We start from the raw sequence: 15,740 nt of genomic DNA, 5'->3' as shown, positions 1-15,740 counted from the left end.
CGGGGAAAGTGCTGGAAAGCGGCCCAAGATTCCAGCACCTTCCCCGAAATTGCAGCCATCTCCGGCCGGTTGAGCCTGAAACGCGGCCACCCGCGCCCGTCCCAGGGCGCGGGCCCGGTGGGACGTGGACGCGGGTGGCGTCGGGCCGGCAGGCCGTGCGGCCTACCGGGTGATGCTTCAGCGCAGCAGCTTGGGGCGGCGGATGCGCAGGGGGCGGGTGATGCGGACGAGGCGCTCACCGAACGCCGCCGAGCGGGCCGAAGCGGCCGCGGTGGCGGAGTAGACGGCGTTGCGCCAGCGGAGCAGGACCGACGGGGGCATCAGCAGCGCCGTCAGCCGTACGCCGCGGTCGGCGTCGGCGGCCAGGGCCGCCCGCACCGAGCGCACCGCGCCGCCGAGGCGGTCGGCCGCCAGCGGCGCCGGGGCGTAGCGGGCCCGCTCCTCGGCGATGCCGAGCAGCCTGGCCGCCTCGGTCGCGCCGCTGAGCCGGGTCCGGATCAGCCGCTCGACCGTGGCCCGGGGCGTCTCCGCCGGATCCACCGCGACCCGGAAGTCGATCATCGTGTCGATGAGCTCGTCCCAGGCCAGGTGGGCGCGGCGGCGGGCGGCGTCCAGGTCACCGGTCACGGTCAGCTCCGGGGCCGCGGCGTCGGTCGCGCCCTCCGGCAGCGGCGGGTGCGACCCGGCCGCCGTACGCAGGCCGCGGCGGCGGCGCAGCATGCTCCGGCGCAGCGCCGGTGCGGCGAGCACCAGCAGCAGCACCAGCGCGCCGCCGAGCGACCACCACACCCAGGTCGGGATCGCGGTCGCGGCGATAGGCCCGTTGCCCAGCTCTTCGCCCTCGTCCACGTTGCGGCGGGTCGGCCCGGCGCTCGGGTCCGGTCCGCCGCTGCCGCCGGGGGCGATCGACGGTCGGCTGCCCGGGGTCAGGTCCGGCGCGTCCACGTTCGGGGCCCAGGCCGGGTTGACCGAGCCCATGACGAACGCGGCCGGGGTGGCGTCGAACGGCACCCAGCCGAACCCGGCGAAGTACACCTCGGTCCAGGCGTGCAGGTTCTTGTTGGTCAGCGTGTAGACGCCCTCGTGGAACCGGTTGCCCAGCGCGAACCCGAACGCCACCCGCGCGGGCATGCCCGCAGTGCGCACCATCCAGGCCAGCGCCGCCGCGTACTGCTCGCAGAAGCCCTGCTTGCCCTCCAGGAAGTCGACGATCGCGTCGCCGCTGGTGCCGCTGGGGGCGAGCTGGTCGTAGCGGAACTCGTTCTTGGAGGAGAAGTAGTCGTACAGGCCGCGGACCTTGTCGTACGGCGTGGCCTTGTCCTTGGTCAGCCGCTGCACCAGGTCCTGCACCAGCTGCACCTGCGGCACCCGGCTGAACTGCCGCTGCACCGGGTCGGAGGCCTGCAGCGGCTGGGCCGTGCGCAGCTGGTCCGGGGTGAAGTCCGGGCGCAGGTAGTCGAACTCGTAGGCGCGCCCGGCCGAGTTCTCCCGCTGCGAGTACACGATCTGCATGTTCGGGTCGTACGACCAGGCCGAGCCGAGCTTGCGCATCGACACCGGGGCGCCGAACACCGGGATCAGCGGCATCGCGAACTGCTGGGTGACCTCCACCCGGGCCGTGTTGCGCAGCGTCACCACGTTGCTGGTGTCCAGGCCGACCGGCATCGGCATGTTGTCGTTGACCGGCTGCCCGGCCGGCTGGCGGCTGGAGAAGCCCTTGTCGCCGATCTCGTCGGCGACGCCGAAGCGCAGGTAGAACGGCCGCGAATCGGTCGTGCTGACCTTGACCATGTCCTGCACCTGCGAGGACCGCAGCCGCCCGCTCAGCTCGGCGAAGAGGTCCACCCGGGTGGCGCCCTTGCCGCCCTTGCCGTTCTGGCCCAGGCCCTCGCCGGTGCCGAACTGGCCGAAGAAGCCGACGCCCATCGCGGGCACCGCCAGCGGCAGCAGCACCGCGGCGACGACGCCGACCGTGGCCAGCCGCCGCCCCGTCGCCGACAGGGGAGAGGGCTCCCACACGTCCACGCCCCGGCCCTCGCCGGTGAAGCGGCGGCCGAAGCGGCGTACCCGGTCGACGTTGTCGCTGACCAGCAGCCACAGGAAGCCGACCGCGCCGATGATGAACGGCAGCGGCGACACCGAGTCGACGTAGACCGCCACCGGCACCGAGTAGATCGCCAGCATGGGCAGGCCCGCCAGCGCCGGGCGGCGCAGGCTCACCGCGCACAGGTCCACCAGGACCGCCACCGCGCCGATGCCCATCGCGCTGATGAACAGCAGGCCGTCCAGGTCGGGGACCGGCACGTAGCTGCTGCGGATCTCCTCGCCGGACAGCGACAGCAGCGCGCCGAAGCGCTCAATGGTGTCGGGGGTCGGGATCAGGCCCAGGGCCGCCGTGCCGTCGCCGAACAGCCAGGTCAGGCCGAGCAGCAGGGCGGCGAGCATGGCCGCCAGCTGGGCCCAGGTGCGGCCGCGCAGCGAGCGGGTCGCCAGCGCCGCCCCGGCCACCAGGCCGACCATCAGCAGCGCGTGGAACAGCCAGGTGTACCCCTCGAAGATCAGCGAGATCGGGGCCGAGGCGAGCAGGGTCGTGCCCGCCGCGACCAGGCCCAGATGCCGTCGCGAGTTCATCGGCTGCCTCCCATACCGACGGTCTCGGCCATCGCGGCCCGCACCGCGAAGCCCTGCTGGCCCTTGGCGGCCTGCGGCCACAGCGTGGGCAGCTGGTCGCCGTGCTTGACCCGCAGCACCCGCCAGCCGCTCTGCAGCAGCGCCAGCGCCGCCGTGGCGTGCTCGCGCTCGGCCGCCTCGCGGGTGGCCGCGGGCAGGTTCAGCCAGGTGTTGGTGTCCATGAACAGCGCCACGCAGGTGGTGCCGCTGGTGCGCAGCGCGGCCAGCAGCCGGGCCTCGCCCGGGGTGAGCAGGCCCAGCACCGCGATGATCAGGCCGCCGTCGGCCCGGCGGCGCACCTGGTCGACCAGGCTCGACACGTCGCCGCGCTGGGAGGTCTTCACCTCGGCCAGGTGGTCCAGCAGCAGGCCGTCGCCGGTCGCCTCGGTGGCGTCGAGGTCGGCGCCGCTGTCGGTGACCATGCGCAGCCGGTACCCGGCCTGGCGCAGGTGCACCGCGATGCTCGCCGACGCCGACACGGCCCACTCGAAGCTGGCCGTGGGGCCTTCGCCCCGGTGGGCGCTGCCCCGGGTGTCCAGCAGGACCGTGGCCCGGCTCTCCCAGGGCTGCTCCTCCCGGCGCACCATCAGCTCGCCGACGCGCGCGGTCGAGCGCCAGTGCACCCGGCGCAGGTCGTCGCCGCGCCGGTACTCGCGGGTGGCCGCGTCGTCCTCGCCGTGCACCGCGACCGAGCGGGCCCGGCTGTCGCCGGTGCCGGAGTACTCCCCGGCCAGCCGCACCAGCTGCAGCGGCGACACCTGCGGGATCACGGTCAGCTTGTCGGTGCTCGGGAACGAGCGGGTCAGCTCGCACAGGCCGAACGGGTCGGTCATCCGCAGCGTCAGCGGGCCGACGTCGTAGCGGCCGCGCAGCTCGGCGCGCACGGTGTACGCCACCGAGCTGGCCTGCTGCGCGCCCAGCCGCTCCAGCACCAGCCGGGGACGGCTGCCCAGGGCGTAGGGCAGCCGGTCCTCCAGTAGCAGGGTGCCGGTGGGCAGCCGGGACACGTTCTGCAGCCGCAGCAGCACGCGGGCGCTGGCGCCCGCCTGCACGCGGTACGGGTCGAGGCTGCGCGTGCACGCGAGCCGGTACCGAGCCCGGCCCACGTGCAGCGCCGCGAGCAGCGGCAGTGCCACCAGCAGCACCGCCACCCGCATCAGGTCCTTCTCGCCGAGCACGACCGCGCACAGCAGCGCGGCGACCCCGGCGGCCAGGAAGGACCGGCCCCGGGTGGTCAGCCCTCGCAGCGCCTCGCGCATGGGTCAGCCCCGCCGGTCGTAGAAGGAGTTCGGCGGGGTGGCCGGGCGGGTGTCGTAGGGGGAGCGCCGGTCGTGCGGCACGGGCAGGCGGTGCACCAGCTCCGACAGGATCGCGTCGGTGGTGCGCCGGGCCAGCTGCGCGTCGGCGGTGGGGATGACCCGGTGCGCCAGCACCGGCACGGCCAGCGTCTGCAGGTCGTCGGGGACGACGTAGTCGCGGCCGTCCAGCGCCGCGACCGCCTTGGCGGTGCGCAGCAGCTGCAGCGTCGAGCGCGGGGACGCGCCCAGGCGCAGCTCGGGGGCCTCACGGGTGGCGGTGACCAGCTCGACCGCGTACCGCTTGACCGTCTCGGCGACGTGCACGCTGCGTACGGTGCCGATCAGGCGGCGCACCGTGGCCCCGTCCACGACCGCGGTGAGGTCCTCCAGCGGGTCGTGCGAGTGGTAGCCGTCGAGCATGGCGTACTCTGCGGCGGCGTCGGGGTAGCCCATCGCGATGCGGGCGGTGAAGCGGTCCCGCTGCGCCTCGGGCAGCGGGTACGTGCCCTCCATCTCGATCGGGTTCTGCGTCGCGATGACCATGAACGGCATGTCCATGGTGTAGGTCTCGCCGTCGACCGTGACCTGGTGCTCCTCCATGCACTCGAGCAGCGCCGACTGGGTCTTCGGCGAGGCCCGGTTGATCTCGTCGCCGACGACCAGGTTGGCGAAGACCGCGCCCGGCTTGAACTCGAACTCGCGCGTCTCCTGGTTGTAGACGCTGACGCCGGTCACGTCGCTGGGCAGCAGGTCGGGCGTGAACTGGATGCGCCGGACCGAGCAGTCGATGGAGCGGGCCAGGGCCTTGGCCAGCTTCGTCTTGCCGACGCCGGGGACGTCCTCGATGAGCAGGTGGCCCTCGGCCAGCAGCACCGCCAGCGCCAGCCGCACGGTGGCGGTCTTGCCCTCGATGACCTGCTCGATGTTGGCCACGATCGCGTTGGTCGTGGCCTTGAACTCCTCGACCGTCATGGGGTCGGTGAGTTCGCTCCCACCTCGTTGCGTGGTCACATGTCCTCCTGAAGTTCGCAACCGTGGGGCGCGGGGTGCTCGCTGATCCTGGTCACCAGGCCTCCACCATTCTGATCACCTAGCCGAGACCAGGACGCTCAAGGTCGCGGCGTTGGTTGCCTCGCGGAACACCCGCCGTTCACCGCGTCGCGTCTGCGACGCGCGAGCGGACGAGCACGTTCCGTCGTGACCCCACTGTTACGCCTGGGGGGTGTGTGCGCAATGGGCGGTATGCGAGATGCCCCGCCGCGCGCGTACGCGGTATCATGCGGGCATGGCCCGGAAGCTGGTGCTCCTTAGCAGGCCGTGCTGACGCGACAGAGCGCGCGTGAGCACGGCGACCCCTCCTGCGCGAGGGGATTTTTTATGCCTGGAGCACGCCCGGTGGCCGCGCGGTGGCGGCCTCATCCGCTGAGACCTGAGCCTGAGACGCGTACTGATTCGTTGAGGATTTGACATGAGCGAGCAAGCCGAGACTTCGGCCGACGTCCCCGCGTTCCGCTACACCGCCGCCCTGGCGGGCGAGATCGAGCGGCACTGGCAGGACTACTGGGACGAAAACGGCACCTTCCACGCCCCGAACCCGACCGGCCCGCTGGCCGACCCGGCGCACCCCCGCTTCGGCGCGGCCAAGCAGTTCGTGCTGGACATGTTCCCGTACCCGTCGGGCGCGGGCCTGCACGTCGGCCACCCGCTGGGCTTCATCGGCACCGACGTGTTCGCCCGCTTCCAGCGCATGGCCGGCTTCAACGTGCTGCACACGATGGGCTTCGACTCCTTCGGCCTGCCCGCCGAGCAGTACGCGGTGCAGACCGGCACCCACCCGCGCGTCACCACCGACCGCAACATCGCGCGCTACCGCGAGCAGCTGCGCATGCTGGGCCTGGGCCACGACCCGCGCCGCTCGGTCGCCACCACCGACGTGGAGTTCTACCGCTGGACCCAGTGGATCTTCCTGCAGGTCTTCAACTCCTGGTACGACGCGGAGGCCGGCCGCGCCCGCCCGATCGCCGAGCTGGAGGCGAAGTTCGCGGCCGAGGACCCGACCTGGGCCGCCAAGTCCGTCGCCGAGCGCCGCGCGATCATCAACGACCACCGCCTGGCGTACGTCAGCGAGGCGCCGGTCAACTGGTGCCCCGGCCTGGGCACCGTGCTGGCCAACGAGGAGGTCACCGCCGACGGCCGCAGCGAGCGCGGCAACTTCCCGGTCTTCAAGCGCAGCCTGAAGCAGTGGATGATGCGCATCACCGCGTACGGCGACCGCCTGATCGACGACCTGGACACGCTGGACTGGCCCGAGGCCATCAAGGCGATGCAGCGCAACTGGATCGGCCGCTCCACCGGCGCCCACATCTCGTTCGCGGTCGACGGCTCGGACGAGCAGGTCCGCGTCTTCACCACCCGCCCCGACACCGTCTACGGCGCGACCTACATGGTCGTGGCGCCGGAGCACGAGCTGGTCGACGCGATCGCCCCGGCGGCGTGGCCGGACGGCACGCACGCGGTCTGGACGGGCGGGCACGACACCCCGGCGCAGGCGGTGGCCGCCTACCGGGCGTTCGCGGCGAGCAAGACCGACGTGGAGCGCCAGGCCGACGCCAAGACCAAGACCGGCGTGTTCACGGGCGCGTTCGCGGTCAACCCGGTCAACGGCTCGAAGCTGCCGGTCTTCATCGCCGACTACGTGCTGGCCGGCTACGGCACCGGTGCGATCATGGCGGTGCCCGGCCAGGACGAGCGCGACTGGGAGTTCGCCGAGGTCTTCGAGCTGCCGATCATCCGTACCGTGCAGCCCACCGAGGGCTTCGACGGCAAGGCGTTCACCGGCGACGGCCCGGCGATCAACTCCGGCATGCTGGACGGCCTGGGCGTCGCCGAGGCCAAGGCGAAGATCATCGAGTGGCTGGAGGCCGAGGGCCGCGGCCAGGGCGCCATCACGTACCGGCTGCGCGACTGGCTGTTCAGCCGCCAGCGCTACTGGGGCGAGCCCTTCCCGATCGTGTACGCCGAGGACGGCCAGCCGATCGCGCTGCCCGAGTCTATGCTGCCCATCGAGCTGCCCGAGGTCGACGACTTCTCCCCGAAGACGTTCGCGGCCGACGACGCGAACTCCTCGCCGGAGACGCCGCTGTCGCGCAAGGGCGACTGGGTCGAGGTCACGCTGGACCTGGGCGACGGGCCGAAGCGGTACACCCGGGAGACCAACACCATGCCGCAGTGGGCCGGCTCGTGCTGGTACCAGCTGCGCTACCTGGACCCGACCAACGACAAGGCGTTCGTCGACCCGCAGAACGAGGCCTACTGGGTCGGGCCGCGCAACCCGGGCGACTCCGGCGGCGTCGACCTGTACGTCGGCGGCGTCGAGCACGCCGTGCTGCACCTGCTGTACGCGCGCTTCTGGCACAAGGTGCTGTTCGACCTGGGCCACGTCAGCAGCTTCGAGCCGTACCACCGCCTGTTCAACCAGGGCTACATCCAGGCGTACGCCTACACCGACGACCGCGGCGCCTACGTGCCCGCCGAGGAGGTCACCGAGGAGCAGCCCACGGTCTGGACCTGGAACGGCGAGAAGGTCAACCGCGAGTACGGCAAGATGGGCAAGTCGCTGAAGAACGTCGTCACGCCCGACGAGATGTGCGAGCGGTACGGCGCAGACACCTTCCGCGTCTACGAGATGTCGATGGGCCCGCTGGAGGTGTCCCGCCCCTGGGACACCCGCGCGGTCGTCGGCGCCCAGCGCTTCCTGCAGCGCGTCTGGCGCTCCATCGTCGACGAGCAGACCGGCGCGGTCGTGGTGGTCGACACCCCGGCCGGTGACGAGCTGCGCCGCCTGCTGCACCGCACCATCGCCGGGGTCCGCGAGGACATGGCGGCGCTGCGCTTCAACACCGCGATCGCGAAGCTGATCGAGCTGACCAACGCGGTGACCAAGGCCGGTGCCACCCCGCGCGAGATCGCCGAGCCGCTGGTGCTGATGGTGGCGCCGGTCGCCCCGCACATCGCCGAGGAGCTGTGGCGCAAGCTGGGCCACGACGGCTCGCTGACCTTCGCCGACTTCCCGGTCGCCGACCCGGCGCTGCTGGCAGCCGCGCAGGTCACGTACCCGGTGCAGGTCAACGGGAAGGTGCGCGGGCGGGTCGAGGTCGCGGCGGACGCGAGCGAGGAAGAGGTGCGCGCGGCGGCCCTGTCGGCCGTCGGCGACGCCCTGGGCGGCAAGGACCCGAAGAAGGTCATCGTCGTAGCCGGCCGCCTGGTCAGCATCGTCGCCTGACCCGCCGCGGCTTCGGCCGCGCCTAGATCCGAGATCGTGGACGCCAGGTGTCGCTATAGCAGCACCGGGCGTCCACGATCTCGGATCTTCCCCCGCCATCATCCCACGACCTGGACGACGACGGCAGAGCAGAGCCCGCGACCGCAGGCCCAGGGCGGCGTCATGCGCCGGTCGCGGATGCGCGACCTCTTGCGCATGCCGTCCGGACCACGAGCCACGGCTCATGGCAGCCGTCGATCATCGATTGCTGTCGCACAGCGGCCCTAGGCTCATCGGTCGTGCGACAGCCACCGCGCGACGACGCCGCCGACCTCGACTTCCTGCTCTTTCGCCAGCGGGACGTGCTCACCCGCGACCAGGCGCTGGCCCACTTCACCAGCGCCGCCGTCCGCCACCGCGTCGCCTCCGGCCGCTGGACCCGCGCGGCGCGCGGCGTCTACCTGCTCCAGCCGACGCCCGCCGACGACGAGCAGCGCCGCTGGATCGCGGTCCTGGCCGGTCCGCCCGGCACCATCACCGCAGGCCGGACCGCGCTCGCCCAGCACGGCCTGCGCGGCTTCCACGTCCCCGGCATCCACCTGCTGCTGCCCGCCGAGGCGCGCGACCGCGACGCCCCCATGGACGTGATCGTGCACCGCACCCGCCGTGTCGATCCGGCCGACGTGCACGAACTGGGCAGCCCGCCGTGCACCATGCCCGCGCGCTCGCTGGTCGACGCCGCCCGCTGGGCCCGCTCCGACACCGAGGCACAGACCCTGATCGCGGCCGCGATTCAGCAACGACTGACGCACCCGACCGAGGTCCGCGCCGTCCTGGCACGGATGCCGAACATCGTGCGCCGGGACGTGATCGTCCAGGCCGTCAACGACAGTGCCGGCGGCGTGGGCTCGCTGCCGGAGGCGGAGTTCGTCGCGCTGTGCCGCCGGGGCGGCCTGCCGGAGCCGAAGCTGCAGGTCAGCCGCCGCGACAGCGGCGGCAGGCAGCGGTATCTGGACGCGCTGTTCGACGGCTACGGCGTCCAGGTCGAGGTCGACGGCGCTCAGCACATGGACGTGCGCGCGTGGTGGGCGGACATGCGGCGCCAGAACGCGTTGTGGGTGCGGGGCGAGCGGGTGCTGCGCTTCCCGGCCTGGGCCGTCCGGAACAAGCCGGATGAAGTGCTCGAAACGCTGCGTGCTGCGTTGCGCGCCGCCGGGTGGTCGCGGGGATGATCCGAAATCGTGGACGCTGGATGCTGCTATAGCAACACCAAGCGTCCACGATTTCGGATCAAGGGCTGGGAAGCGTAGTGATGACTCAAATCCTGGTGGATGTCGACGCGGAAGATCTGGCTCGGGCCATGGAGATTTTGGGCACTTCGGACGACGCCGAAGTGGTCAGGCTGGCGATCGGCAAGATCATCGTCGCCGACGCTCGGCACAAAGTGATCGAGATGTCACAGCCGGCCACTTCGGCGATCTTGGTGACGGACAGGTCCGTCGGGAGGCATGGTCGTGACCTGTGCCAGCGACATCAGCGTATGCCCGGACTGGAGCTCCGAGACTGCGAACGAGGCGTTCGCAGTCTCGGGTCAGGCTGGGGCGAGGGGGCGGTTGCGGAGGGACTGGCGGCGCCAGTGGAGGGCGGCGGCGGCGCTGATGAGCAGGCCGCTGGCGGCCGGTACGAAGGTCAGCCAGCTCAGCGTGTGCGGGGCGACCGCGGCCGCGCCGATGGTGGCGTAGCTGAACGAGGACGGGACCCCGCCGATGAGCGTGCCCAGCAGGTAGTGCCGGAACCGCGTGGTCGACGTGCCGTACGCGTAGCCGACCAGGCCGAACGGCGCGATCGGCTGCAACCGCACCACGACCACCGCCAGCAGCCCGTGCGCGGTGAGCCAGCGGTCCAGCCGCTGCAACCGGTCCCCGGCGCGGGCCGCGACCAGGTCGCGCCCGGCCCAGCGCCCGGCGGCGTAGGTGAACGCGGCGGCGATCAGCGCCGCCGCCATCGACCAGGTCGCGCCCATGACCGCACCGAACAGCGCCCCGCAGCCCAGCGAGATCGCGGTCCGGGGGACCAGTGCGCTGAGCAGCCCGGCGCACACCAGCACGGCCACGACCGGTGCGGACGGACCGAGCTGGTCGACCCACGCGGGCAGCCGTTCCAGCGGCAGCAGCCACGCACCGACCGCGGCGGCGACGACCAGCAGCGCCAGCCCGACCGCTCGTCGCCAGTGCGTGACCAGCGGCCGGCCCGCCTGCGGCGGCTCCGGCAGTGCGACGGCGGGGACGGTCGCCGGGTCGGCAGCCGAAGGCGCTCCCGCCGGGTCCGGCCTGCCGCTCGTCGCGGCGGCGGCGGGCCTGGGGTCGCGGATCGTGCCCGTCACGCGTTTCCCGTGGCGGACAGGCGCTCGGCGCGCAGCCGGGTGGGCCAGGTGTCGTCCATGGCGGGCAGGGTCTCCGCGCCGGTGGCCCAGCGCAGCAGCAGGTCGGCCAGGCCGGGGTTGCGCGACAGGGCCGGGCCGTGGGCGTACGTGCCCAGGACGGTGCCGTTCCAGGCCCCCTCGCTGACGCCGTCGTTGCCGACGCCGGTCTGCACCCGGACCAGCGGCCGGACGCCGCGGCCGAGGTGGGTGCGGCCGCCGTGGTTCTCGAACCCGGTCAGCGTGGGCACGCCCAGCACCGGGTCGACCTCGCCGGCCAGCTCGCCGACGGCGCGGGTCGGGCCGCGGTCGGAGTACAGGTCGAGCAGGCTCAGCCCGGCGCACTCGGCGCCCTTGGCGTAGAAGCTGCGCCCGAGCAGCTGGTACCCGGCGCACACGGCGAACACCACGGCGCGCCGCGCGACGGCGTCGTGCAGCCCTCCGTCGGCGTTGAGGCGCTGCGCGGCCAGGGCCTGCGGGCCGTCCTCGCCGCCGCCGAGCAGGTAGATGTCCCCGGTGGGCAGCTTCTGGTCGGAGCGGACCTCGACGGTCTGCACGGGGATGCCGCGCGCCCTGGCCCGGTGCGCCAGGATCAGCATGTTGCCCCGGTCGCCGTACGTGGAGAGCAGGTCGGGGTAGACCCAGACGATCTGCAGTGCGCTAGACAACTCGATCCAACTCCGCTCGGATGTCCTGGAACGCGGTGTAGTTCGCGATCACTTCCAGCCGGCCGGGCGGCACCGCCGCGACCGCCTCGGCGAAGGTCTTGACGTGCGTGAACGGCACCTGGTTGACCTCCAGCCGGACGGCGAGGTCGTACGCCCGGTCGCCGGTGATGAGCACCTGGCGGCCGCGCAGGGGTGCGAAGTCGACGTCGAACAGCCAGCTGGTGTCGAAGCCGTCGGGGTCGCGGGCGTTGATGGACAGCAGCGTGGGCTGCTGCTCGGCCATGTCGAACGCCTCCAGCCAGCTGGCCGGGTTCTTGGCCAGCAGCAGGCGGATGTTGCGGCCGTCCCGGTCGACCTGGGCGTAGCGGCCCGCGACGCTGGCGACCTCGGCCAGCCGGGGCGCGGCCGCGGCCGGGTCGACGCCGAACCGGTGCGCCACGGCCAGCGCGGTGGCCGCGTTGCCGACGTTGACCTTGCCGGGCAGCTGCAGCTTGAGCTCGTGCGACATGCCCGCGGGGTCGATCACGGCGTTGTCGCCGACGGTCCACTGCGGGGTGGGCCGGACCAGGTCGCCGCTGGCGCAGCGCCAGCCGTCGTCGGTGCCGTCGCGGTCGATGTGGGCGCCGCAGGCGGGGCAGACGTGGGCGTCCTCGCGCCAGCGCTGGCCGGCCGAGAACCAGGTGACCCCGCCGGTGCCGGAGGCGGCGTGCGCGGCGGCGGCGTAGACGACCATCGGGTCGTCGGCGTTGGCCACCACGTGCACGTCCGGGTGGTCGACCAGCGCGTCGCGCCACAGCTGGGCCATCATCGCGACTTCCTTGGCCCGGTCGAGCTGGTCGCGCGACAGGTTCAGCAGCGCCACGACCAGCGGCGTGGTGGCCCGCAGCACCTGCGCGAGGTAGTGCTCGTCGACCTCCAGCACCGCGTACGGCGTGGCGCCGGCGCGGGCCAGGGCGGAGGTGTGCCCGGTGGGCATGTTGGCGCCGAACGAGTTGGTGGCGACCTCGCCCAGCACGCCGACCGCCGCGGCGGTGAAGCGCGTGGTGGTGGTCTTGCCGTTGGTGCCGGAGACCAGGGCTATCCGGCGGCCCGCGGCCAGGTGCGCCAGCAGGTCGGGGTCGATCATCATGCCGAGGCGGCCGCCGATGACCGATCCGTCGCCCCGCCCGGTGGCGCGCGACAGCGCCGCGGCGGTACGCGACACCGACGCCGCAAGGGTGGCGCGCAGCGGCAGTTTCTTCTCCGTCACGCCGGAGAGGCTACCTGACCCGGCGGGCCCGCCGGACCTGTGGCGCAGAACACCGGGCGACCGCGGGTTTTCCCTGCGTATTGCCTATTCGGCCGCAATGGGATAAAACGAGTGGGCAGCCGCGTGTGGCGGAACGTGCGTGCCAGGTTCCGAGCTGCTGCGCCAGGCGGATCAGCCGAGCCCTGCCCGGTCCGCTTGCGCCACCCCCTCACGATGGATCCCGGGCAGGGGCGAGTCGCCGCGCGTACCGGTGCGGCCGCCGCTGGACCCGGGAAGGACCGCACCGTGCAGGAACCCTCCGACCGCCGTCCCCGTTTCGACCCCACCCGCCTGGTGCTCTCGCTCGGCGCGGGCCTGGCCGCGGTCAGCCTGCTGGGAGCGCCAGCCGCGGCGGCGGCCCCCCGCCCGCCCGCGCCGGCCCAGGCGACGGTCGACGACGAGCACCCGCAGCCGCCGGACACCGACGACGCCCCGCGCGGCGGCGACGAACTGGCCTGACCCCGAAAAGTTTTCGAAGACGCTGCCGAAGGGCACTGTTCCGCCACGCTCCGCGACGCTCGCGGAGCACCACGTGACGAGCAGTGCCCTTCGGCGTACCCGCATCCGGGTGTCAAAAGAATGACCTTGGTTACCCGGCGCGCCGCCGCCCCACTCCACTCCACCGTCGATGAGCTGCGGCGATATGGAGCACTAAGGCACCCGGAAGGCTGATTTCGCATTGACGGTGGAGGGAAGTGGAGTAAAGTGGGGCGCAATGGCGGGCCGTGGGTCCGCCGGCCCCGCAGGCACCGCGCGTCAACTCGTCCGCGAAACGAGTCGGAGCGCGGCGTCGGTCTACGAGGGGGTGGGGGCCGATGTTCCTGGGCACCCATACTCCGCGGCTGGACGACAAGGGCCGGCTGATCCTGCCCGCCCGGTTCCGGGACGAGCTGGCGGGAGGTGTCGTGATCACCAAAGGGCAGGAGCGCTGCCTCTACGTCTTCACGGTGCCCGAGTTCCAGCGCATCGCGGGACAGCTCGCCGAGGCGCCCATGACGAACAAGGCGGCCCGCGCCTACAGCCGGGTCTTCTTCGCGGGCGCCCACGACGAGGTCCCCGACCGGCAGGGCCGGGTCACCATCCCGCCCCACCTGCGTGAATACGCGGCGCTCGACCGTGACCTGGTGGTCATCGGAGCGAGCACCCGCGTCGAGATCTGGGACAAGCCGTCGTGGGAGTCCTACCTCGCGGCGAACGAGGACGAGTTCGCCGACATCGAGGAGGGGGTGCTGCCCGGCGGTCTATGAGGATGGGCGGGTCTGGCGCGCGAAAGCCGGATCCGGGCCGCCGTACCGCGAGATCTCCACCCGCTCCGGCACCTGGCATCACTTCCCCGATGCCAGGCGCATTCGCTCCCACCTCGGCCGCGAGGCGGGACGGGGAAGCGGATGGGGATCTGGCGGTACGACGGCAGGCACAGCGAACAGGGGGGCTCGACCATGGTGGAACCGCGTGGCGTACACGTGCCGGTTCTGCTCGATCGATGCCTCCAGCTGCTGGCCCCCGCTCTCGACCGGCCCGGTCGCGGCCCCGACGGACGCACCGTGCACGTCGACGGCACGCTGGGTCTCGGCGGTCACGCCGAGGCGGTGCTCGCCGCGCATCCGAACACGATCCTGGTGGGGCTGGACCGCGACACCGAGGCCCTGGCCCACTCGCAACGACGGCTGGCTCCCTTCGCCGACCGGATCCATCTCGTGCACGCCGTCTACGACGAGCTGCCCGACGTGCTGGTCAAGCTGGGCATCGACGCGATCGACAGCGCCCTGTTCGACCTGGGCGTGTCGTCGCTGCAGCTCGACGAGGCCGACCGGGGGTTCGCCTACGCCCAGGACGCGCCGCTGGACATGCGGATGGATCAGACCACCGGCACGACCGCCCAGGAGATCGTCAACACCTACTCCCACGGCGAACTGACCCGCGTGCTGCGGGTGTACGGCGAGGAGAAGTTCGCGTCCAAGATCGCCGCGGCGATCGTGCGCGAGCGTGCCAAGGCGCCGATCACGTCATCGGCGCTGCTGGCCGAGCTGGTGCGGGACTCGATCCCGGCACCGGCCCGGCGTACCGGGGGACATCCGGCGAAGCGGACGTTCCAGGCGCTGCGTATCGAGGTCAACGGCGAGCTGTCCACCTGGGAACGGGCACTGCCGCGGACGATCGACGCGCTGACGCCGGGCGGTCGGGTGGTCGTGCTGTCGTACCACTCGCTCGAAGACAAGATCACTAAGCAGGCCTTCGTGGCCCGCGCGCGCAGCACCGCTCCGATCGGCCTGCCGATCGAGCTGCCGGGCACCGGGCCGACGCTGAAGCTGCTCACCCGGGGTGGGGCGGAGCTGCCCAGCGACGAGGAGGTGGCGCGCAACCCGCGAGCCGGATCGGTGCGGTTGCGCGCGGCGGAGACGATCGACACGGACCACAGTCCATGAACCGACAGCTGCGAGCAAAGGGGGCAAAGATGAACGTGACACCGCTGCGGGCATCGCGCCGCAGCACCGAGCCGCCGCAGGCGGCGCCGCGCCCGGGGGGTCGGAGCGCGGCGCATGCGACGGCAGCTGTTCCCGCACGTGACGAGGTTGCGCGCGGGCGGTACCGCATGAGCGGCAACGCCGCGCTGGCGGCGCAGCCGGTGGCCGAGGAGCCGGTACGCCGGCCGCGGCTGCGACTGGCGCCCCCGGTGCCGGTGGCGGCCCCGCGTACGCCGTTCGTGCTGCTCATCGTGGTGGTCGTGGTGGCCGGGGTGCTCGGCATCCTGGTGCTCAACACCAAGATCGCAGAGAACGGCCTGCACCTGACCGAGCTGAACCACAAGCAGGCCCAGCTGGACCTGCGCGAGCAGCAGGTGAGCCAGGAGATCGCGGAGGCGGAGTCGCCCGGTCGGCTGGAGGCGGCGGCCAAGCGGCTCGGCCTGGTGCCCGCGGGCGCGCCCGCGTTCATCCGGCTGCCCGATGGCAAGATCATCGGTGTGCCGCAGCCGGCCACCGGCAAGCCCAGCATCACCAGCCAGTAGTACGTGACGCGCCGCGGCGCGGCCCCGCCCGGGCCGCGCCGCGTCGCCGTGGGTCCCGGGTTGCCAGGCAATCGGGCGTATCCGGGCCTGTCCAGTGCCCGATTGCCCGGCAATTTGGTCGATCTTGGT

General features: G+C 72.5%; 12 protein-coding genes. 6 read left to right on the top strand and 6 right to left on the bottom strand.

Annotated elements, in window-relative coordinates; translation table 11 throughout:
• Window positions 1-177: 177 nt before the first annotated feature.
• From QEZ54_RS28315 to QEZ54_RS28305, 3 genes are read right to left on the bottom strand one after another with little or no spacing between them, the layout of a single operon-like run.
• Complete coding sequence (locus tag QEZ54_RS28315; RefSeq protein WP_281307776.1) at window positions 178-2,631, bottom strand: DUF3488 and transglutaminase-like domain-containing protein; 2,454 nt, start codon at window positions 2,629-2,631, stop codon at window positions 178-180.
• The gene (locus tag QEZ54_RS28310; RefSeq protein ID WP_281307775.1) at window positions 2,628-3,929 is read right to left on the bottom strand and encodes a DUF58 domain-containing protein; all 1,302 of its coding nucleotides are present in this window, start codon (window positions 3,927-3,929) and stop codon (window positions 2,628-2,630) included. Before QEZ54_RS28310 ends, QEZ54_RS28315 begins: the two co-directional genes overlap by 4 nt.
• A 3-nt stretch (window positions 3,930-3,932) precedes the next feature.
• Window positions 3,933-4,940: a MoxR family ATPase gene (locus QEZ54_RS28305; protein WP_281307825.1), complete on the bottom strand. Its 1,008-nt coding sequence runs from the start codon at window positions 4,938-4,940 to the stop codon at window positions 3,933-3,935.
• A 496-nt stretch (window positions 4,941-5,436) separates the two neighbouring features.
• Here QEZ54_RS28305 and leuS point away from each other — a divergent pair, with 496 nt between their 5' ends.
• Entirely contained in the window at window positions 5,437-8,250 is a 2,814-nt protein-coding gene (gene leuS / locus QEZ54_RS28300; RefSeq protein ID WP_281307774.1) for a leucine--tRNA ligase, read from the top strand.
• 278 nt (window positions 8,251-8,528) lie between these two features.
• Window positions 8,529-9,461 (top strand): DUF559 domain-containing protein, encoded by a 933-nt coding sequence (locus QEZ54_RS28295; protein ID WP_281307773.1) that lies wholly within the window; start codon window positions 8,529-8,531, stop codon window positions 9,459-9,461.
• A 359-nt stretch (window positions 9,462-9,820) separates the two neighbouring features.
• On the opposite strand, the gene QEZ54_RS28290 is transcribed toward QEZ54_RS28295, so the two are convergent.
• Genes QEZ54_RS28290 through QEZ54_RS28280 form a run of 3 tightly spaced genes read right to left on the bottom strand, consistent with a single transcriptional unit; the run spans window position 9,821 to window position 12,550 of the window.
• Window positions 9,821-10,612, bottom strand: a complete 792-nt coding sequence (locus QEZ54_RS28290; protein WP_281307772.1) for a TVP38/TMEM64 family protein — start codon at window positions 10,610-10,612, stop codon at window positions 9,821-9,823.
• Complete coding sequence (locus tag QEZ54_RS28285) at window positions 10,609-11,322, bottom strand: glutamine amidotransferase (RefSeq protein ID WP_281307824.1); 714 nt, start codon at window positions 11,320-11,322, stop codon at window positions 10,609-10,611. The genes QEZ54_RS28290 and QEZ54_RS28285 overlap by 4 nt, the downstream gene beginning before the upstream one ends.
• Window positions 11,309-12,550, bottom strand: coding sequence for a MurT ligase domain-containing protein (locus tag QEZ54_RS28280; protein WP_281307823.1), 1,242 nt, complete (start codon window positions 12,548-12,550; stop codon window positions 11,309-11,311). Before QEZ54_RS28280 ends, QEZ54_RS28285 begins: the two co-directional genes overlap by 14 nt.
• Before the next feature lie 300 nt (window positions 12,551-12,850).
• Here QEZ54_RS28280 and QEZ54_RS28275 point away from each other — a divergent pair, with 300 nt between their 5' ends.
• From QEZ54_RS28275 to QEZ54_RS28260, 4 genes are all read left to right on the top strand, one after another.
• Window positions 12,851-13,063: a hypothetical protein gene (locus QEZ54_RS28275; RefSeq protein ID WP_281307771.1), complete on the top strand. Its 213-nt coding sequence runs from the start codon at window positions 12,851-12,853 to the stop codon at window positions 13,061-13,063.
• Window positions 13,064-13,419: 356 nt separating this feature from the next.
• Complete coding sequence (gene mraZ / locus QEZ54_RS28270) at window positions 13,420-13,851, top strand: division/cell wall cluster transcriptional repressor MraZ (protein WP_281307770.1); 432 nt, start codon at window positions 13,420-13,422, stop codon at window positions 13,849-13,851.
• Window positions 13,852-14,043: 192 nt separating this feature from the next.
• Window positions 14,044-15,030, top strand: coding sequence for a 16S rRNA (cytosine(1402)-N(4))-methyltransferase RsmH (gene rsmH / locus QEZ54_RS28265; protein WP_348650583.1), 987 nt, complete (start codon window positions 14,044-14,046; stop codon window positions 15,028-15,030).
• Between the two features lie 167 nt (window positions 15,031-15,197).
• Window positions 15,198-15,611 carry a hypothetical protein gene (locus QEZ54_RS28260; RefSeq protein ID WP_281307769.1) on the top strand — a complete coding sequence of 138 codons (414 nt, stop codon included), beginning with the start codon at window positions 15,198-15,200 and terminating at the stop codon, window positions 15,609-15,611.
• The last annotated feature ends 129 nt before the right edge of the window (window positions 15,612-15,740 follow it).

Origin of the sequence: Catellatospora sp. KI3, from assembly GCF_029948125.1 — a bacterium.
Lineage (GTDB): Bacteria > Actinomycetota > Actinomycetes > Mycobacteriales > Micromonosporaceae > Catellatospora.
The sequence above is the reverse complement of the archived record's forward strand: the minus strand, read 5'-3'. Positions and strand labels throughout refer to the sequence as shown.